Annotated in this window: 20 protein-coding genes; 10 read left to right on the top strand and 10 right to left on the bottom strand. The window is 60.9% G+C overall.

The features are described 5' to 3' along the window. Positions 1-77: 77 nt before the first annotated feature. Genes AADA15_RS10900 through AADA15_RS10885 form a run of 4 tightly spaced genes read left to right on the top strand, consistent with a single transcriptional unit; the run spans position 78 to position 3,319 of the window. Entirely contained in the window at positions 78-437 is a 360-nt protein-coding gene (locus tag AADA15_RS10900; RefSeq protein ID WP_341641587.1) for a hypothetical protein, read from the top strand. A gap of 38 nt (positions 438-475) precedes the next feature. Further along, on the top strand, positions 476-1,342 hold the full coding sequence (locus AADA15_RS10895; RefSeq protein ID WP_341641586.1) for a DMT family transporter: 867 nt from the start codon (positions 476-478) through the stop codon (positions 1,340-1,342). Between the two features lie 41 nt (positions 1,343-1,383). Beyond that, on the top strand, positions 1,384-2,181 hold the full coding sequence (locus AADA15_RS10890) for an alpha/beta fold hydrolase (RefSeq protein ID WP_341641585.1): 798 nt from the start codon (positions 1,384-1,386) through the stop codon (positions 2,179-2,181). Beyond that, positions 2,168-3,319 (top strand): alpha-D-ribose 1-methylphosphonate 5-triphosphate diphosphatase, encoded by a 1,152-nt coding sequence (locus AADA15_RS10885; protein ID WP_341641584.1) that lies wholly within the window; start codon positions 2,168-2,170, stop codon positions 3,317-3,319. The genes AADA15_RS10890 and AADA15_RS10885 overlap by 14 nt, the downstream gene beginning before the upstream one ends. A gap of 113 nt (positions 3,320-3,432) precedes the next feature. Here AADA15_RS10885 and AADA15_RS10880 read toward each other — a convergent pair whose 3' ends face one another. The 3 genes from AADA15_RS10880 to AADA15_RS10870 all read right to left on the bottom strand — a co-directional run bounded on the left by AADA15_RS10880 (position 3,433) and on the right by AADA15_RS10870 (position 5,526). Continuing rightward, a complete protein-coding gene (locus AADA15_RS10880) occupies positions 3,433-4,506 on the bottom strand; it encodes a 5-(carboxyamino)imidazole ribonucleotide synthase (RefSeq protein ID WP_341641583.1) in 1,074 nt (357 codons plus the stop codon). Next, the gene (purE, locus tag AADA15_RS10875) at positions 4,499-4,999 is read right to left on the bottom strand and encodes a 5-(carboxyamino)imidazole ribonucleotide mutase (protein ID WP_341641582.1); all 501 of its coding nucleotides are present in this window, start codon (positions 4,997-4,999) and stop codon (positions 4,499-4,501) included. Before purE ends, AADA15_RS10880 begins: the two co-directional genes overlap by 8 nt. Before the next feature lie 302 nt (positions 5,000-5,301). Further along, on the bottom strand, positions 5,302-5,526 hold the full coding sequence (locus tag AADA15_RS10870; protein WP_341641581.1) for a YdcH family protein: 225 nt from the start codon (positions 5,524-5,526) through the stop codon (positions 5,302-5,304). A 178-nt stretch (positions 5,527-5,704) separates the two neighbouring features. On the opposite strand from AADA15_RS10870, the gene AADA15_RS10865 reads away from it, so the two are divergent. The 4 genes from AADA15_RS10865 (at position 5,705) to AADA15_RS10850 (ending at position 8,289) form a co-directional block, all read left to right on the top strand. Beyond that, positions 5,705-6,118, top strand: a complete 414-nt coding sequence (locus tag AADA15_RS10865) for an Hsp20 family protein (RefSeq protein WP_341641580.1) — start codon at positions 5,705-5,707, stop codon at positions 6,116-6,118. Positions 6,119-6,123: 5 nt separating this feature from the next. Next, complete coding sequence (locus AADA15_RS10860; RefSeq protein ID WP_341641579.1) at positions 6,124-6,348, top strand: DUF1150 family protein; 225 nt, start codon at positions 6,124-6,126, stop codon at positions 6,346-6,348. 143 nt (positions 6,349-6,491) lie between these two features. After that, positions 6,492-7,376 carry a PhzF family phenazine biosynthesis protein gene (locus tag AADA15_RS10855; protein WP_341641578.1) on the top strand — a complete coding sequence of 295 codons (885 nt, stop codon included), beginning with the start codon at positions 6,492-6,494 and terminating at the stop codon, positions 7,374-7,376. A gap of 52 nt (positions 7,377-7,428) precedes the next feature. Further along, positions 7,429-8,289, top strand: a complete 861-nt coding sequence (locus AADA15_RS10850) for a hypothetical protein (protein ID WP_341641577.1) — start codon at positions 7,429-7,431, stop codon at positions 8,287-8,289. A gap of 36 nt (positions 8,290-8,325) precedes the next feature. Here the strand turns inward: AADA15_RS10850 and AADA15_RS10845 are convergent, their stop codons facing one another. The 3 genes from AADA15_RS10845 to trxB all read right to left on the bottom strand — a co-directional run bounded on the left by AADA15_RS10845 (position 8,326) and on the right by trxB (position 13,153). Then, positions 8,326-9,441, bottom strand: coding sequence for a glycosyltransferase family 10 domain-containing protein (locus AADA15_RS10845; RefSeq protein ID WP_341641576.1), 1,116 nt, complete (start codon positions 9,439-9,441; stop codon positions 8,326-8,328). Between the two features lie 155 nt (positions 9,442-9,596). Continuing rightward, positions 9,597-11,675, bottom strand: coding sequence for a bifunctional sulfate adenylyltransferase/adenylylsulfate kinase (locus AADA15_RS10840; protein WP_341641575.1), 2,079 nt, complete (start codon positions 11,673-11,675; stop codon positions 9,597-9,599). Positions 11,676-12,211: 536 nt separating this feature from the next. After that, a complete protein-coding gene (gene trxB / locus AADA15_RS10835; RefSeq protein ID WP_341641574.1) occupies positions 12,212-13,153 on the bottom strand; it encodes a thioredoxin-disulfide reductase in 942 nt (313 codons plus the stop codon). A gap of 223 nt (positions 13,154-13,376) precedes the next feature. Here trxB and AADA15_RS10830 point away from each other — a divergent pair, with 223 nt between their 5' ends. Continuing rightward, positions 13,377-13,877 carry an Lrp/AsnC family transcriptional regulator gene (locus AADA15_RS10830; RefSeq protein WP_341641573.1) on the top strand — a complete coding sequence of 167 codons (501 nt, stop codon included), beginning with the start codon at positions 13,377-13,379 and terminating at the stop codon, positions 13,875-13,877. Positions 13,878-13,962: 85 nt separating this feature from the next. On the opposite strand, the gene AADA15_RS10825 is transcribed toward AADA15_RS10830, so the two are convergent. The 4 genes from AADA15_RS10825 to lgt all read right to left on the bottom strand — a co-directional run bounded on the left by AADA15_RS10825 (position 13,963) and on the right by lgt (position 18,046). Further along, on the bottom strand, positions 13,963-14,721 hold the full coding sequence (locus tag AADA15_RS10825; RefSeq protein ID WP_341641572.1) for a Hint domain-containing protein: 759 nt from the start codon (positions 14,719-14,721) through the stop codon (positions 13,963-13,965). Positions 14,722-15,330: 609 nt separating this feature from the next. Continuing rightward, positions 15,331-16,086 carry a peptidoglycan editing factor PgeF gene (pgeF, locus tag AADA15_RS10820; protein WP_341641571.1) on the bottom strand — a complete coding sequence of 252 codons (756 nt, stop codon included), beginning with the start codon at positions 16,084-16,086 and terminating at the stop codon, positions 15,331-15,333. Further along, positions 16,083-17,150 (bottom strand): class I SAM-dependent methyltransferase, encoded by a 1,068-nt coding sequence (locus tag AADA15_RS10815; RefSeq protein WP_341641570.1) that lies wholly within the window; start codon positions 17,148-17,150, stop codon positions 16,083-16,085. The genes pgeF and AADA15_RS10815 overlap by 4 nt, the downstream gene beginning before the upstream one ends. Then, positions 17,147-18,046, bottom strand: coding sequence for a prolipoprotein diacylglyceryl transferase (gene lgt, locus AADA15_RS10810; protein ID WP_341641569.1), 900 nt, complete (start codon positions 18,044-18,046; stop codon positions 17,147-17,149). Before lgt ends, AADA15_RS10815 begins: the two co-directional genes overlap by 4 nt. Before the next feature lie 109 nt (positions 18,047-18,155). Here lgt and AADA15_RS10805 point away from each other — a divergent pair, with 109 nt between their 5' ends. Further along, entirely contained in the window at positions 18,156-18,404 is a 249-nt protein-coding gene (locus tag AADA15_RS10805; RefSeq protein ID WP_341641568.1) for an accessory factor UbiK family protein, read from the top strand. Positions 18,405-18,560 lie beyond the last annotated feature (156 nt).

Genomic DNA, 18,560 nt, shown 5'->3' with positions numbered 1-18,560 from the left:
ACACTGATTCGTTCTTGGTTTTTTTATGGGCACCCCCCTAGTCTGGCTGCATCTATCAACCGCAGCGGGGAGAAGGGATGAAACGTTTTGTAAGTCTGGTTGTGGCGGCGACGTTATTCGCGGCCGTTGGGCCTGCTGGCGCTGACAATCTACGATGGACCATCCGCAGCGAATATCCGCATATCGTGAGCCTGGAATTCTACAGTCAGGATTACAGCCGGGCGTGGCCCGGGGACGGTGAGGTCTATATCCTTGATGACTATGACGTTCACGAATACAACCTGAGCTGTGAAACCGGCGAAACCATATGTTATGGCGCCTGGGTGCGCGGCAACAGCAACAGGTACTGGGGCGTTGGTCTCGACAATTCACAAGGCTGCAATGACTGTTGCTACACCTGTGGATACGGTGATACGGCCTTGCGCATCCTGAACTGATGGGCTGGAACGACCGGCTTGAATAGGAGAAGCCGGATTTGCAATTCGTCGGACTGGTTCTGATCGTTCTGATCGCCTTCGCAGCCAATTCCGTCCTGGGTCGCCTGGCGATCGGCGGTGGTCACATGGATGCGATGGGCTTTGGTCTTTTGCGCCTCGCCTCCGGGGCGGCCATGTTGCTGACCCTGTGCTGGTGGCAAACCAGGCCCGTGTCGGCAAGCAATTCACCCGTGCCGCCGGTAAGATGGGCCGACGCTCTTGGCGGCGGGGCTGCTCTCACTCTTTACATGATCGGGTTTTGCCTGGCCTATCAGGGGCTTGATGCGGGGCTTGGGGCGCTGGTTCTCTTTGGCGTCGTGCAAATCTCCATGTTTGGCTGGGGGGCGCTCAGGGGCAACCGGGTCGGGGCGGGGCAAATCCTTGGAGCAAGCCTCGCCTTTTTGGGGCTGGCATATGTGGTCTGGCCCAGTGGTCCGGTACAGGTTCCCCTCGGAGCTTCGTTGCTGATGGCACTGAGCGGGCTTGGCTGGGCGGCCTACACTCTGTTGGGCCGAGGCACCCGCGATCCCGTGCGCGCCAGCGCGATGAACTTTCTTGCGGCGACGGTCATGATGCTCCCCTTTGTTCTGCTGACGCTTTCGGATTTGCACGTCAGTGGGACAGGTGTCATCCTTGCCGTCTTGTCCGGTGCCGTCACCTCCGGCCTTGGATATGCGCTCTGGTACCGCGTTCTGCCTCAGCTTCAGCCTGCGACGGCGGCCACGATCCAGCTGAGCGTGCCGGTCATCGCCATCATCGGCGGTGCCCTGATTCTGGCAGAGCCGGTTGGAGTGCGCCTGATGCTGGGGACAGTTGCGGTTCTTGGCGGCATCGCTCTGGTGATCTGGTCGGCGCCAAAGCAGTGAAAAGGGTTTTCGAAGGAAAGTCCGGACTCTATCTGGGTACCATGAAACGATTGCTCTCATTTCTGCCAGTCGCCGTCCTCGGTCTTTTTCCCACGGCGGTATTTGCCGACTGCGTCATCCTGCTTCATGGGCTGGCGCGCAGTGAATCCTCGTTTTCCATAATGGAAGACGTTCTGACGGGCCGCGGCCTTGATGTGGTGCGTCCGGGCTACCCTTCGACGGATGAGCCCATTGGCTCTCTTGCGGATGCGGTGCTGCCCAAGGCATTTGAGGACTGCGGCGCGCAACGCGTTCATCTGGTCACCCATTCCATGGGCGGCATCCTTGTGCGGTATTGGCTGAGGGAGCATCGTCCGGACACCCTTGGCCGAGTGGTCATGCTTGGCCCGCCCAATCATGGCAGCGAACTGGTCGATGAGCTTGGCGACTGGGAGGTGTTCGGCCTGCTCAACGGTCCTGCCGGTCTGCAGCTGGGCACGGGACCTGGCAGTATCCCGAACCAGTTGCCGCCGGTTGATTTTCCCTTGGGGGTCATCGCCGGAGAGGTCTCGCTCAACCCGGTGTTTTCCAATCTGATCCCTGGCCCCGATGACGGCAAGGTGTCGGTCGCCAGCACCCGCATCGAAGGGATGGCGGATCATATCGTGCTGCCGGTCACCCATACGTTCATGATGAACAACCCGCTGGTGATTGCCCAGGCGCTGCATTTTCTGCGCCACGAACGGTTCGATCCGGACATGACCTTTCTGGATGCGGTGCTTGGCTTGCCCGAGGGGCTATGCGATGACGGCGCCTGTAGTGGCGCACCAGCAAAGGACCCAGAGCGTGACGACCCTTGATTTGACCCTGCAGGGCGGCGATGTGCTGTTGCCGGATGGCGTGGTTGAGAATGGCGAGCTGTGCATTGCGGAGGGGGCCATCGCCCCGGCACGGACAGGGCGCCCGGTGGATCTGTCCGGGTATCTGGTTCTTCCCGGTATCATTGACCCCCATGGGGATGGCTTTGAGCGCCATCTTGCGCCACGTCGCGGTGCCATGAAGCAGATGGATGAAGGGGTCATCGCCGCCGAGGCGGAACTGGCGGCCAATGGCATCACGACGGCGGTTCTGGCGCAGTTTCATAGCTGGGAAGGCGGCTTGCGCAGTCCGGACTATGCCGATCAGGTGTTTGCCGCGATCACATCCGTCGGGGGAAGGCTGGTGACGGATATCCTGCCACAGCTGCGGTTTGAAACCCATATGCTGGAGGACTATGCCGCACTGCCCGCGCGGCTGGCGGCGTCAGGGGTGACCTATATTGTCTTCAATGACCATCTGCCGCATGAGCGGCTGGCCGCAGGAAAAAAGCCTGCGCGCCTTGTGGGGCAGGCTCTGAAGGCAGGACGCAACCCCGAAGTGCACTGGCAGATGCTCAAAGACATGCATGCCCACAGCGTCAAGGTGCCCGACGCCCTTGACGCCATCTGTGCCGAACTGGGCGCCATGGGCGTGCGCATGGGCAGCCACGACGATCATAGCGCTGATGTGCGCGCCACCTGGCGGGGGCGGGGCGTCAAGATCAGCGAGTTTCCCGAGACCCTTGAGGCCGCCGAGGCTGCGCGGGCGGGGGGCGATCACATCATCCTTGGTTCACCCAACGTGGTGCGGGGCGGCTCTCACAAGGGTAATGTTTCAGCGATCGAGCTGATTGCCATGGGCCTGTGCGATGCACTGGCGTCCGACTACCACTATCCAAGCCCGCGCCGTGCAGCCCTGATGCTGGCGCGCACAGGGCTTCTGGATATGGCGCAGGCCTGGGCGCTGGTGTCCAGGGGTCCTGCGAGTGTTCTGGGACTTGCCGACCGTGGAGAGCTGGCTGTCGGGAAACGCGCCGACGTCGTGATCCTCGAAAAGGAGAGCGGACGTGTCGCGGCAACCCTGTCCGGCGGGCGCATGAGCTACATGAGCGGGGAGGTGGCCGCGCGGTTCGTGGGATAGGCGGTCCGCGGCAGGGGGGGGCGCAGCGCATCCTGCCCGGCAAGCGGGCCCTCTTTGCTGCGCGCGAAACCCGCTTGGGGCGGATTTCGCCGGTCAGTTGCAGACGGCAGCGGTTACTTGGTTCGGATGATCCGGTTGATATGTCCCATCTTGCGCCCCGGCTTGCCCTCGGCCTTGCCGTATAGATGGATCGCGCAGTCCCGCTCGCGCGCAAGCTCTGGAATACGCTCGACGTCGGCGCCAATCAGGTTCTCCATCACCACGTCGCTGTGGCGCTGCCCATCTCCAAGAGGCCAGCCAACGACGGCGCGGATGTGCTGCTCGAACTGGTCCACGGCGCAGCCGTTCTGTGTCCAGTGGCCCGAGTTGTGCACGCGCGGCGCGATCTCGTTGACCACAAGGCCGCTTGTTGTGACGAACAGCTCCACGCCCATGACGCCCACATAATCGAGCGCATTCAGGATCTTTGCCGCGATCAGAACGGCATCCATGCGCTGGCTTTGGCTGAGGCGTGCGGGCACGGTGGTCGTGTGCAGGATGCCATCGCGGTGCACGTTTTCGCCGGGGTCAAAGCAGGCCACTTCGCCACTGGGGCTGCGGGCGGCAATGACCGAGACCTCGTGGCTGAAGTCTACAAATCCCTCCAGGATGGCTGCAGCACCTGCCAGCGAGGCCAGCGCAGGCGCGGCGTCCTCGAGCGTCTTGATCCGGGCCTGTCCCTTGCCATCATAGCCAAAGCGGCGGGTTTTCAGGATGGCCGGAGCCCCGATCCCGTTGAGGGCAGTCTCAAGGTCGCCCTCGGAGGTTATGTCGGCAAAGGGCGCCGTCTGCAGGCCAAGATCCTTCAGGAATGACTTTTCGGTAAGGCGGTCCTGCGAGACACGCAGAGCTTCACGTCCGGGCCGGATCGGGCGATGTCGTTCGAGAATGTCCAGTGCCGCCGTGGGGATGTTTTCAAACTCATAGGTGATCACATCGACGGATGCGGCAAAGGCTGCGAGCGCGGCCTCATCCTCGTAGGCTGCGGTTGTCACCTGATGCGCTACATCGCCAGCGGGTGGGTTGGCGCCAGGTTCAAATATGTGCGTCCTGAATCCAAGGCGGGAGGCCGCGACCGAGAGCATGCGGCCAAGCTGGCCACCGCCCAGAATTCCGATGGTTGCCCCGGGCTGCAATGGATCACTCATCGACTGGCTCCTCGGGGATCGAGGCCGAAAGCGCCGCGCGCCACTCATCCAGCCGCTGGGCAAGGGCCGGGTCCTGAAGGGCCAGGATCCCTGCGGCCATCAGCCCGGCATTGGCCGCGCCGGCCGCGCCGATGGCCATGGTGGCAACGGGAAAGCCTTTTGGCATCTGCACGATGGAGTAGAGCGAATCCACTCCGGAAAGAGCGCGTGTCTGAACCGGCACGCCGACCACGGGAACCCGCGTCTTGGAGGCGACCATGCCGGGCAGATGTGCCGCGCCGCCGGCACCGGCGATGATCACCTGCAATCCACGCTCGGCTGCCGTTTTGCCGTAGGCCCAAAGCCGGTCTGGTGTCCGGTGCGCCGAGACGATCTTTGCCTCGTAGGGCACGCCCAACTCATCCAGAATATTGGCGGCTTCTTTCAGCGTGGGCCAGTCCGACTGGCTGCCCATGATGATGCCCACTTTGATGTCAAGGGTGGTGTCTGGCATGTGATCCGGTCCTGTCATGCCGCAGGCCCTGCGCGTGCCTGCTCGGGTGGTAGGAGCGCGCACTATAGTCGAAGACGCCTGCGGTGCAATGCAGCAATGCGGTCGGAAACCGACGGGAAGCCATTCAAACGGCTGCAAACTGGCTGATGTGCGCCGGATTGCGAAACCACAGCGCGCCCCGGCGCGCTGCCGAGCCCAAGGCTTTTGCCTGCGGCAGTGCAGCTGCCGACCTGCAAAAGGCGCGGGAGCTGCTCTTTCCATGGCTTCGGTGCGGGCGGCGTCGGTCTGTAAGCCGGGACAGATCAGGCGATGATGTCAGGGGTCAGCCGGTCTTCGATCAGGGCGATCTTGTCTTTCAGGACCAGCTTCTGTTTTTTCAAACGCTGGATCGTCAATTGATCCGAGGTGCCGCGCTCTTGCAGGGCGGTGATGGCCTCGTCCAGATCCCGGTGCTGCCTGCGAAACACCTCAAGTTCGACCCGCAACACGTCGTCGGTCTTCATCGAGATATCGGTGGGGGCGTTCATTGGCGACTCAACAGCTGATGAAAGATGCGAACTGCAGGATACTTCGTTAACGTCTTTTGGGCTAGTCCTAGCCATGCACACTCTTGAGAATTCAAGAGAAGTTACCATATTCTGTAAGGGCGGTGCCCGGACCGGGGCCGCAAGACTATCCGTCGCTTTCGAACAAAGGACGAAACACGTGTCGAAACTTACCTTGGGCTCATACCCGCATATGTTGGGGTTCGAGCAGCTTGAACGCCTTCTGGAACGCTCGGCGAAGTCCGGCAACGAAGGCTATCCCCCCTATAATATCGAACAGACCTCGGATCACTCCTATCGCATTACCCTGGCGGTGGCCGGTTTTGCCGAAGAGGATCTTTCGATCACCGTTGAAGACCGCCAATTGGTGATCCGCGGCCGTCAGCGTGACGATGCGGATGGTCGTGTGTTCTTGCACCGTGGTATCGCCGCGCGCCAGTTTCAGCGCATGTTTGTCCTCGCCGATGGGGTCGAAGTGGGCGAGGCGCTGATGGAGAATGGCCTGCTGCACGTGGACCTGACCCGTGCCCGCCCGCAAACCGTTGTTCAGACCATCAACATTCGTAAGGGGTAACAGACATGCACACACCGTTTGATTTCAACGACGCAGGCAAGCGCATCGTTTACGTCAAGGCCGTGGATGTGGCCGATCTTCCTGCCGAGCTTCAGGCCGGCGCGCACGGGCGTAAACAGCTCTATGCGGTCCATGACGCCGAAGGAGAACAGCTGGCCCTGGTCGCAGACCGGCGTCTCGCCTTTGTCCTGGCGCGGCAGAACGATTTTTCACCCGTGGCGGTTCACTAACTCCAGCGCTCCCGGCCTCGGTGCCGGGGGCAGGAATTTGCGAAAGACAGCGGAGAATCTGTCGGCTGGCCGGTTCCCGCTGGAAGCGTCTCGTGATTGCCGGTACCCTCGCCAGCGGGCACATGAGCGAACGGGAACACACTATGACATCCTTCGAATTTGACTGGGTGGACGCCTTTTCGGATCGCCCGTTTGGCGGCAACGGGTGCGCAGTTGTTCACGGCGGCGCCGTTTTGCCCGATGAGATCTGCACGGCCTTCGTGCGCGAGACCTCCCTGGTCGAATGCACCTTCACGGGCGCGTCAGAAGTGGCGGACGTCCGGGTGCGTTATTTTCTGGCCAGCCGGGAGATCCCCTTTGCCGGTCATCCCACCATTGCAACTGTTGCCGCGCTCAAGGACAGGGGATTGATCGAGGGGTCGTCCGTGACCCTTGAAACCGGCGCGGGCATCGTGCCGGTGACGATTGATGGCGACATGATCGAGATGACCCAGGTTGCGCCGGAGTTTGGTCCCATGCCGGATCCAGAACTGGTCGCCGCAGCGGTGTCCTTGCCTGCTGACGCCATTGTCGGGCGACCGCAGAAGGTTTCGACGGGTCTGCCTTTCTGTATCACGGTTCTGAAGGATCACGCGGCTCTCAAGGCGGCCAGGCTGGATGTTGGGGCACTTGCGCGTCTGACATCGGCATTGGGTTCTGACGGTATCGACATGATGGAGCCTTTTCTTGTCACGCTGGAGGGGGCCAGCGCTGCGGGCGATACCTATTCCCGCCTGTTGATGGCACCCCCCAGCCCGCCGGAGGATCCCTTTACCGGCTCCGCAACCGGCGCGATGGCGGCTTATCTGTGGAAACATGGCCTGATGCGCAAGGAAAGCTTCGTCGCCGAGCAGGGCCATGGCATGGGCCGTCCCGGTCAGGCGCAGGTCACCCGTATTGGGCCTGCCGAAGCGCCGACAGGCGTGCGGGTGGCCGGTCAGGGTTATATCCTCATGCGTGGAAAGGTGGATCTGCCGGGCGAGGCTTGACCGGCCTGGTGATTTCGACGCATTACACGATGTTTTCAAAAGGCCTGTCGTCATGAGCGAACCTGCGATCGCAATTCTGCCCCATGGCAGCAAGCTGGACCGTGCGCTGACGGAGCGCCCTCTGGGCCAGCTACACTGGCCTCTTGGCTGCCCTGACCGGCTGAAGGGCGGTGTCGTGGGGGACCTCGGGCCAGAGGATCACCTGATCGCCTTCGCCAAGACCGCCATGCATTTTCAGCCAAGGTTTCCGTTTCGGGCGCGGCTGTCGCTGATGGTGATGGAGCCGAGGATCATGTCGCTCAACCACCACCGCCTGCTGCGGCTGACCCACCGGCGCTTCTTTCGGGTTTTCACCTATGATCCCGACCTTTTGGATCGTTTGCCAAATGGGGTTTTCCTTCCTTTCGGAACAACCTGGGTGCCAGAATGGAAGGACCTGATCATCAACAAGACGGCGGATCTGTCCTTGATCGCTTCGGCCAAGCGGGACCATCCCGGGCACAAGTTACGGCACCAGGTTGTAGATTACCTGCAGCAGCACCGGCCATCGGCGCAAATTATGGGCAAAGGGTATCAGCCGTTCGAGGCCAAATCTGAAGGGCTGGCGCCTTTTAGGTATTCCGTTGTCATCGAAAACGTGCGGGAAACCAACTGTTTTACCGAGAAACTGATTGATGCGATCCTCTGCGAGACGGTGCCCATCTACTGGGGGTGCCCGAACATTGAGGATTTCTTTGACACAGACGGCATGATGATCTGCTCTGACCGCGCTGATTTGGAGGCCGCGATCAGCGCAGCCAGCGCCGAGGACTATGAGCGACGCCTGCCGTCCTTGCGCGCTCAAAAGCCGGTTGCCGCACATTTTGGCGATCTTTTCGGGCGCGCGGCAGAGGCGCTGCGCGACAGCCTTTGAAGTGCTGCCGCATGGGACGATGGTGTCTGGCTGCGGCTAAGGCCGCTCTTCCGTTTTCGCCAGTTTGCGCGCGCGGCGCTTGGATTTTTTGACTTCATACCATTCCCGCAGGCCCTGCGTCTTGAGTTCGGCCTCGGGCGCCAGCAAGAGTATTGCGCGCCTCAGCGCCCACTCCTGCACGCTTCCGCGGCAGCCTTTTTCCGGCCACAGCGAGCGCTCTGACCAGATATACCGGGGGCGTCTTGAAGTGTGCTGAGCTGACCGTTTTGCCACCTCATTGGCAAGATCTGCCATCAGGACCATGATGTTCTCTTTTTCAAGAACGGTTTCGCGGGCCTCGGCGATCGCCGATTGTGCCGCCTCCCAGCGCCCGTTCTGAATCTCCTGCACCATGCGGTGCGCCTCGGCCACAGGATCATCAAGGTTCAGCAATTCGAAGCTGCCTTCGGGGAAGTAGTCCTCAACATTGCTGCACCCGGCGTAGAAAGGAAACGACCAGCATAGCCAGGGGTCGGTCAGCTTTTCGGTCCAGACGTGGGGGCCTTCTCCGTTCTCGATGGCCAGGTTGTACTTGTGGGGCAAGAGTGCATCCGCCTTGTCGCCGATGGGTTTGAAGCCGCGACCGTAGACGTCGATGTATTCGGGGATCTCCTGGATCAGCGTTTCAACGAACCGCATGCGTTTGCGGTGATACTCGGTGTGTACCTTGTTCGAGGTGACGATGGCGATCTTGTTCTGTTTCTCAGCCGGAGGCTGCAGTGCTTTGAACCAGTCATAGCCGCGGTGTTCGCCCTTTCCGGAAAAGTCGAACCCCGCCCACCAGTACCAGCATACGGCCCGATGACGTTTCTCCGTTTTCAGTGTCTTCGAGGTGGTTGTCAGAACCAGCCCGAACTGATTCAGGAAACGGCAGCTATAGGGGTGTATGACATCCGGTTCCGCAGCAATGAAGATGCAGCGTTCTCTTGGAACATGTGTCTTTATCGAATAGGAGGCCCGGTTGAAAGCAATCAGGACGTCGGAATCCTCCGGGACCGAGGTGCCAAATGTAAACGCCACATTCTTGTTACGTGGCAAACCGCCCGGCGACTGTTTCAAAAATGACTGCGCTGTTGTGTCGGTGAAAACATGGGCCTTGATAAGGGCAGTCATTATGCGCCTCCGAGAGTTCAAACTTTTGACCGTATCTAAGGCGAAAACCGTGATCACAAAAGGTTGAATTGTTTTCCCCAAAGCGCCTGGCACCACGCAATCGGCCCGCCAGTTGGCGGGCCGACGACAGTTTCAAAAGGGGGGGGGCATGTGGATCAGGCGCTGATCAGCCCCATGCTTTCAAGCTTGAGCAGAACCTGGTGGGCGCAGTTGTCCACCTCAACGTTTTCGGTTTCGACGCGCAGTTCAGGATCTGCCGGTACATCGTAGGGGTCCGAAATGCCTGTGAACTCCTTGATCTTGCCCTCGCGCGCCAGTTTGTAGAGCCCCTTGCGGTCACGGCGTTCACATTCCTCGAGGGAGGTTGCAACGTGCACTTCGACAAAGGCGCCGAACTGTTCGACATCCTCGCGCACGGCACGGCGGGTAGTGGCATAGGGGGCAATGGGCGCACAGATGGCGATCCCGCCGTTCTTGGTGATCTCGGACGCCACATAGCCGATACGGCGGATGTTGAGGTCACGGTGCTCTTTCGAGAAGCCCAGCTCGCTCGACAGGTTTTTCCGCACGATATCGCCATCCAGCAGGGTCACAGGGCGACCGCCCATTTCCATCAGCTTGACCATCAGGGCGTTTGCGATGGTGGATTTCCCGGAGCCGGAAAAGCCGGTGAAGAAGACAGTAAAGCCCTGCTTGCTGCGCGGCGGTTTGGTCTTGCGCAGCTCGGCCACTACCTCAGGGAAGGAGAACCACTCGGGGATCTCCAGCCCTTCCTGGAGACGGCGGCGCAGCTCTGTGCCCGAGATGTTGAGGATGGTCACGTCGTCCTTGTCCGCGATCTCGTCAGCGGGTTCGTACTGGGCGCGTTCCTGCACGTAGACCATGTGCTTGAAGTCGACCATTTCGCAGCCGATCTCGGACTGGTGCGCCCGAAAAAGATCCTGCGCGTCATAGGGGCCGTAGAAATCTTCACCGGCAGAGTTCTTGCCGGGGCCGGCGTGATCGCGGCCGACGATGAAATGGGTGCAGCCGTGGTTTGCGCGGATCAGCCCGTGCCAGACCGCCTCGCGCGGACCGGCCATACGCATGGCGAGGTTCAAAAGGCTCATCGAGGTGGTGGCCGCCGGATATTTGTCCAGAACCGCCTCATAGCAGCGCACGCGGGTGAAGTGATCCACATCTCCCGGTTTGGTCATGCCGACAACAGGGTGGATCAAAAGGTTCGCCTGGGCTTCGCGCGCGGCGCGGAAGGTCAGTTCCTGATGCGCGCGGTGCAGCGGGTTGCGGGTCTGGAAGGCGACAACCTTGCGCCAGCCCATCTTGCGGAAATAGGCGCGCAGCTCGTTCGGGGTGTCACGGCGGCCCCGGAAATCATAGTGGACAGGCTGCTGGATGCCGGTGACCGGGCCGCCAAGGTAGATCTTGCCTGCGGTATTGTGCAGGTAGTTCACGGCAGGGTGGGCATCGTCATCTGCGCCAAAGACCTTCTCGGCCTCGCGGGCTTTGTTCGGCTCCCACTTGTCGGTGACGGTCATGGTCGCCAGAATCACGCCTTCCTGGTCGCGCAGGGCAATATCCTGACCCAGTTCAATCGTCTCGGCAAAAGCTTCGGATACATCCAGCGTGATCGGCATCGGCCAGAGGGTGCCATCCGCGAGGCGCATGTTCTCGACAACGCTGTCATAATCTGCTTCGCTCAGAAAGCCCTTCAGCGGGTTGAAGCCACCATTCATCAGCAGCTCCAGATCGCAGATCTGGCGCGGGCTCAGGTCGTGGCTGGTCAGCTCTGCGGCCTCGACCTTCAGCTTCTGGGCACTGTCGTATGAGACATATAGCTCGGGAATGGGGGCGAGATTGTTTTCCATGAATTTTGTCCTGTGCTTGAATGGTTCGAGGCCGCTGGTCGTGCCGGTGAGTTCCGCATGCAGAGCGTCATACTCGGCAAATTTGCGGATCAGGAAGTTGTCTCTGAGGCGGATTCGTTCTGCAGCGCCCCGCGTCGTGATTTCGTAGGCGTAGCGCTGACGTTTGTCGGGGCCGTTGCGCTCTGTGATCTTCACCAGGCCCTTGTCTGCTGCCGCCCTCAGAACGGCATTCAGCCGTCCAAGGGAAACGCCCAAAGCCTGAGCTGTCGCACGCTGGGACGCGTCCGGAGCAGCTTCCAGCTGACGCAACATCCGAAACAGGAGGTCTTCCTCCTCCGGGTTGCCAGGTCTTGGGGCGATGGTTGGCATTTGCGACTCAAAATGTGTTCACGGATGAACGCATCGCACATGCGTGGTCCGATTTGAAGCATTTAGTGCGCCTGTCGGTGGATTGAGGCCGACTGTTTTCCCAATAACCGCAGAATTGGAATACTGTGTCGCTGGGGTGTTCAAAGCAGGGACGCTCCCCCTAGCCAAACAGGCGAAGAGGCGCGCATCGGACCGGATCACGCCTCTTGTGTGCTGTCACAGTCGTACTGCGAAGCAGCGTGAGGTGGATGGCTGAGGTTCGGCAGCTTGGGAGGATAGCATGCCATCCTGCCCGGGCAGGCGGATACTATCGCTGCTCAACCATGTGATTGCGGGCAGGCCTCGCCTGCGCGGGCTCTGCCAAGCGGAAGGCCGCAGTTCTGTCGGCAAGATCGGCAATCCGTGCCTTGGGCCTGTGGGCTGTGGTCTGGGGGAGGGGGGCGGACACAGGGTGCTGCGGCTTCGCGCAGTGTCCTGGGCCGCCAGCACGGTCTCTCAAAGAGGGCGCTGTGCTGGCGGGCAGGGGGCTTGGCGGATTAGTCCTGTTCGGCCAGGAAGCGTTCCGCGTCGAGTGCGGCCATGCAGCCCATGCCGGCCGAGGTCACCGCTTGACGGTATTTGTGATCGGTCAGATCGCCCGCGGCAAAGACACCGGGAACAGAGGTCTCGGTCGAACCGGGCTTGACCTTGACGTAGCCGCCATTGTGCAGCTCCAGCACATCCTTGACCAGTTCGGTTGCCGGTGCATGGCCGATGGCCACGAAAACGCCCTTGCAAGGAATTTCTGAGATTTCACCGGTTTGAACGTTCTTGACCTTCACGGCTTCGACGCCCAATGGGCTGTCGGTGCCGACAACCTCGTCCAGCTCGTGGAACCACAGCGGTTCGATCTTGGGGTTTTTCATCAGGCGGTCCTGCAGGATCTTCTCGGCACGTAGCTCATCGCGGCGGTGGATCAGCGTCACCTTGGAGGCAAAGTTGGTCAGGAACAGCGCCTCTTCGACAGCCGTGTTGCCGCCTCCGATCACGACGATCTCCTGGCCGCGATAGAAGAACCCATCGCAGGTGGCGCAGGCAGAAACGCCGAAGCCCTTGAATTTGTCTTCCGAGGGCAGGCCCAGCCATTTGGCGCGGGCACCGGTTGCCAGGATCACGGCATCGGCTGTGTAGGTGGTGCCGCTGTCGCCCTTGGCAGTGAAAGGGCGCTGGCTGAGATCAAGATCGGTGATGATGTCGCCGATGATCTCGCAGCCCATCGCCTTGGCGTGATCCTGCATGCGCACCATCAGATCGGGGCCCTGGACCTCGGTGTCGCCGGGCCAGTTTTCGACCTCGGTTGTGGTGGTCAGCTGACCACCCGGTTCGATGCCCTGCACGAGGATCGGCTCCAGCATCGCACGCGACGCATAAACTCCGGCCGTATACCCAGCCGGACCCGATCCGATAATCAATACCTTGGTGTGGCGCGTTTCGCTCATGTCAAATCCCCAGATGCGTTGGTTCGCGGGCATGCCGCCGTCAGAGGACCGATATAGCGGCAGAGCAGGGACGCTTAAACCCCCGGCATGGCGTTCATGCCGCTGCAGTTACCTGAGGCAGCTTGAAATCTTTTCGGGCAAAGAATATTTCGCCTGGGTGAAATATTATTGCGCGCCACATTGGCGCTGATATAAGAAACGAAAAACGAGGGGAGCCTTCACAATGGTCACTACACGCCTTGATCCGATTGATCGCAAGATTTTGTCGGAGCTGCAGGCCGATGGGCGCATGACCAATGTGGAACTGGCCAAACGGGTCGGCATTTCGGCGCCGCCCTGTCTGCGCCGCGTGCGCGCCTTGGAAGAAGCCGGGTTGATCCGGGGCTACCACGCCGAGGTCAACAGCCGCGAGCTGGGCTTTGAGGTGCAGGTCTTTGCCATGGTGGGTCTCGAAAGCCAGGCCGAGTCAGAGCTCAGTGCTTTTGAGGACAAGTGTCGCAGCTGGCCCTTGGTGCGTGAGTGCCACATGCTGAACGGAGAGGTGGATTTCATCCTGAAATGCGTCTCTCCTGATCTCAGCACCTTTCAGAGCTTCCTGACCGGAGATCTGTTGACCACGCCCAATGTGGCCAGCGTGAAGACGTCATTGGTCATCCGTGGCGCGAAAGATGAACCGGGTGTGCCCTTCGATGTGCTGGAAGATCGTCTCGCACGGGAAGCCTGACGGCCACTGCACGCGCGCTCGGGCAGGGCGGATGCCGACACCCATGACGCGGCACGGACGCAGATGGTGACGCAGGACTGGTATTCTAAAAATCGGCGCGCTCAAAGGCCAAGGGGCCGAAATCCGCAATGCTGTCCACATGGCTGAACATGTTCAGGAACAGCGTCTTGATCGGATAACTGACCAGATGCAATGCAGTTGATCCGGGATGGTAGCTCTCGAATTCCAGGCCTCCCACCTGGATCACCGCATGTTTCGGCAGGCACAGATGATAGAGTTCAATGGCGGTGGGCGGTGCGGTTTCGAATATGTTCATGCCGTCCTGAAACGACTGGACCGGGGTCAGCAGTTTGGCGTCCTGAACCGTCGCGCGCATGTGTGGCGGTGTGCAGAGCAATCGCGCCGCAGGGCCAGCCACGACACAGGACATCGGTTTCTGCATGCCAAAGCTGTCGGCCATGAAACTGGTAAGGGGGTGCCTTTGACCCTTGGAGTCCGCCCGTGCGGGAACAAGGCTTGTCGATCCTTTCCACACAAGAGGCTGATACCCGCCATCATGCGTTGCGATCCTGTCGCCGGGCCAAAGATCCTCGACCGCCACCGGTCCCACGTCGGTCTGCACCAGCGAGCCGCGCGTGAAGGCGCAAAAGGCATTTTCGAAAAGCGGCAGGGCCGGTGCGATGTGACGTGTTTCAGCCGTACTGCCGTTGGACAAAAGTGTGCTGACTTCAAACCTGCGCAATTGCGGCCTGGTCGTCATCCGGAGCGCGGCTGGATCCTGAAGCAGAGCAGTGGCTTCAGCAGCCGTTGCTGCGGCGTGTTGTAACGATTGTGGCGTATTCACTACTTCAGGCCTTTCTCACTTCGCATCGCGTCCCAAACACAGGAGCCAACGACCCATGCACCTCTGGCGGACCGAGCTTTCGGATGGACCAAATGCAACACGCTTTGATCGCGCTTCCCTCGTGCAAGTGAACAGCCTTTCCTAAAGAAAACCCTACAAGGAAAGAAAACGGCCACAAAACACGGCCCTGACCGCTCCGGTTTGCCGGAAAAATCGCGCAGGCTTATCGGTTCGACCCCATGCGCCCGGGCGTCAGGCAGACCTGCGCAGGCACACAGCCGCCCTGCGGGCCCGAATGGATGCGCTTCGGATTGAACCTCTGTGCCAAGGCAAGGTGCATTTCTCGCTTTTGGCAGTTGCAACAATCGATGCGATGAACCGGGTTCTGGCTTTCATTGAGTGCTCCTGCCGTCTCCATACTGGATCGTCTCGGTATGGAACGAGTTATCGGTAATCAATGCGACGCGAATAAGGCGATGGCATGGAAAAGCACCGGCAGAGCGGGTCAATAGCGCCACAATTGAGCGCCTCTGGCGCCAGTGGCGAAGGGAAACCGGTCCTGTTCCGGGTTGGCAAGTTCCCAAAACCGAGGGGGCGCTTGTGCCTGGTCTATAGGCGAATGCAGGAGATCAGCCTGCCGTAGTCGGCTTGGCTTTCATGGGTCGCCCGACGATAGGAGTAGAAACGTTTGGGATCGCTATACGTGCAATGGCGTGTCCACTGCGCCTCTTGGATGCCTGCGCTGCGCAGTTTGTGGAGCCCGAGGCCTGGCAGGTCAAACAGGAAACGATCCCCCTCGCCATTTGCAAAAAAGCGGGCATTCTCCGGGTTTTCAGCCATGAAATCCTCAAAGAACTCGGGTCCTACCTCGTAGGCGCGCTGGGAAATCGTTGGTCCGATCACAGCTCTGATGCGGTCTCGCGATGCGCCAAGGCGCACCATTTCGTCCACCGTTGCCTCAAGAACGCCATCCAATGCGCCCCGCCACCCGGCATGAGCGGCGCCGATCACGCCGCCTTCGGGGTCTGCAAAGAGAACGGGCTGGCAATCGGCGGTCAGTATGGACAGGGCGAGGCCGGGAACACGAGTGACCATGGCATCCGCAGCCACCAACTCGCCCTGTGCCTCTTCTATGACGGCAACATCCGGTGAGTGAATCTGATTGACCCGCGCCAACTGCTCCGGTGCCACCTCCATCGCTGCCGCAACGCGAGCGCGGTTGAGTGCGACGGCTTCGCGCTGATCCGAGGATCCCAGCCCGCAGTTGAGGCCCTCAAAAATGCCGGAGGACGCTCCGCCGTGGCGGGTGAAGAACCCGTGCCGCAGCGGAGAGAGCAGGTCGGATGTGAGAATTTCCAGAGTCATGACTGCAGCCCCGGTGGAGGTGTGGCGGAGGTGGGAAAAAGGCCCAGCACTTTGAACAGGTTTCCCATTTCCTCGGGGTGCGTCAACCGCCGATGTGCGGCGATGAGGGTTTCAAGCGGGTCGCCTTGCAGTGGTGCCGCCAGGGCGCGGGCACGATCGGTGATGCCCAGCCGTTCGAGAAAGACGCCCTGCGGGGTCAGGCGCGAAAAAGCGCAGCCTTCAGATCGTGCCGCGCCGCACAGGGTTTCGAAATCCACATGGGTGGTCAGATCGGCCATGCCCGGCGCCTCAAGTGGATCGCAAGTCGCATGATCGCGCAGGGCTTGCAGCGTGTCGCCAAGCGAGCGCCAGTCGCCATAGTCGATGATCAGCGCCGCGCCGCCGTAGGTTGCGATCCGCTCTGCGATGGCCGCGGTGATCGGGGCGGCCGCCTCGCAAATCTCGACCAGATCGCCATCACGGGTGTCTTCCATCCGGTGGGAGAGCGCGGGCTGCTCTGATGCCGGACCGAGCCCAAAGGACAGTGCCCCCTCTGGAAGGCCGATACGCTTCTCACGCCATCCTGCGCCGTCGCGCATGAACTGGCGCACGGGCAGGGCGTCGAAGAACTCGTTCGCCACCAGAAACAATGGCTGCTGTGGCAGGGTGTCGATGCTGTCATGCCAGGTTGGTTCATGGCCTTGCAGGGCCTCAGCTTGTGCTGCGCGCAAGGTGGGGGAGGCTTCGACCAGATGCACGGCGAGAGCGTCATGAAAGCCGGAGACGGCGCGGGTGGCGCGCAGCAGATCCGCCATGAGAGTGCCGCGACCCGGACCGAGTTCGGCCAGCGTAAACGGCGTCGGCGATCCCTGGTCGAGCCAAGCCTGGGCAAGGCACAGCCCGATCAGCTCGCCAAACATCTGGCTGATCTCTGGTGCAGTGGTGAAATCCCCGGCGGCCCCAAGCGGATCGCGGGTGGTGTAATAGCCGTGCTTCGGGTTGAGCAGGCATTCGGCCATATAGTCCGCAAGGCTCATAGGGCCGTCGATATCGATCCGGGCGATGAGGTGATCCAGGAGGCTCATGTTGCAGGCCTTTTGGTGCGCAGGGCATTAAGGGCAAAGGCAAGCCCCAAGGCGATCATCGGCAGCGACAGCATCTGTCCCATGGTCAGCCCATAGCCATCGATGTGAAACGCCAGCCCAAGGGGATTGCCTGGAGAAACAAACTGCGCATCGGGCTGGCGGGCAAATTCAACCACGAACCGTGCGGCGCCATACCCGGCCAAAAAGGTTCCCAGAGCGAGGCCCGGCGCCAGGAATGCCCCGCGCCGGAACACAAGCCAAAGCAGCGCCAGGCCAAGAATCAATCCTTCCAGCGCAGCCTCATATAGCTGCGAGGGGTGGCGTGCGCAGATCTCTCCCAGCGCTTGCCCGCAGTCCTGAGCAGCCTGACCGGGAAAGGCGACGCCCCAGGGCAAGTCGGTCGGGCGGCCCCATAGTTCAGCATTGACGAAATTTGAAAGTCGCCCCAGCAGCAGCCCCCAGGGCACCGTAAAGGCGACAAGGTCGGCCATCTGCAGTTTGGGGATGTTGTGGCGGCTCGCGTAGATCCATGAGGCCAGAACAACCCCGATGAGACCGCCATGAAAGGCCATGCCGCCTTCCCAGATGCGCAGGATCTGTGACGGATTCGAAAGGTAGTACCCCGGTTGATAGAACAGAACGAACCCAAGGCGGCCGCCGAGAATGACGCCCAGCACGATCCAGGTCAGCAGATCTTCTACCTGCGCGGGCCGCATCGGGACTTGCCCGCCGGGCCAGAGCGCAGGGCGGTTCAGGGCCATGACAGCAAGGCGCCATGCGATCACGATACCGACGATATAGGCCAGCGCATACCAGCGCAGGGCAAACTCCAATCCAAAAAGGGAAATGGAGAAAATCTCGGGCGAGAGGTCGGGGAATTGGATCATGGCATGCATGGCCACTCAATGCCTTTGCCGGGGAAGGGAAGTCAACGGGGCACGGCAATGGCTTGCCGATGGCCCTCTGGTTGCCCATATAGAGCACAAGCCTGAGATGGAGAAGACGATGCAAAGCCGCAATAAGATTCTGGACGACATTTCCCAGTTGATGACCAATGCCATGGGCGTTGCCCATGGGGCGCGCGAAGAAGCCGAAACCGCAATGAAAAGTCTGATCGACCGCTGGCTGGCGGATCGCGATTTTGTCACCCGCGAAGAATTCGATGCGGTCCGAGCCATGGCACAAAAGGCGCGCGAGGAGAATGAAGCGCTCAGGGCGCGGCTGGATGCGCTGGAAGCCGCGTCGAAAGACTGACCGCACCTTTATTGTATTGCTGAATGCTCCTTTGGCGTCTCCTGCGATCACTAGCGCAGGAGACGTGCTGACCTGCGCTGGCAAAGCCCGGTGAGCGAGCGTCCCGGTCGCCGATGACCTCAGGCAGAACCCGTCCAAAGCACCCCAGGCGGTTTG

It is taken from the genome of Phycobacter sedimenti (genome assembly GCF_038148855.1).
Taxonomy (GTDB): Bacteria; Pseudomonadota; Alphaproteobacteria; order Rhodobacterales; family Rhodobacteraceae; genus Phycobacter; species Phycobacter sedimenti.
The sequence above is the reverse complement of the archived record's forward strand: the minus strand, read 5'-3'. Positions and strand labels throughout refer to the sequence as shown.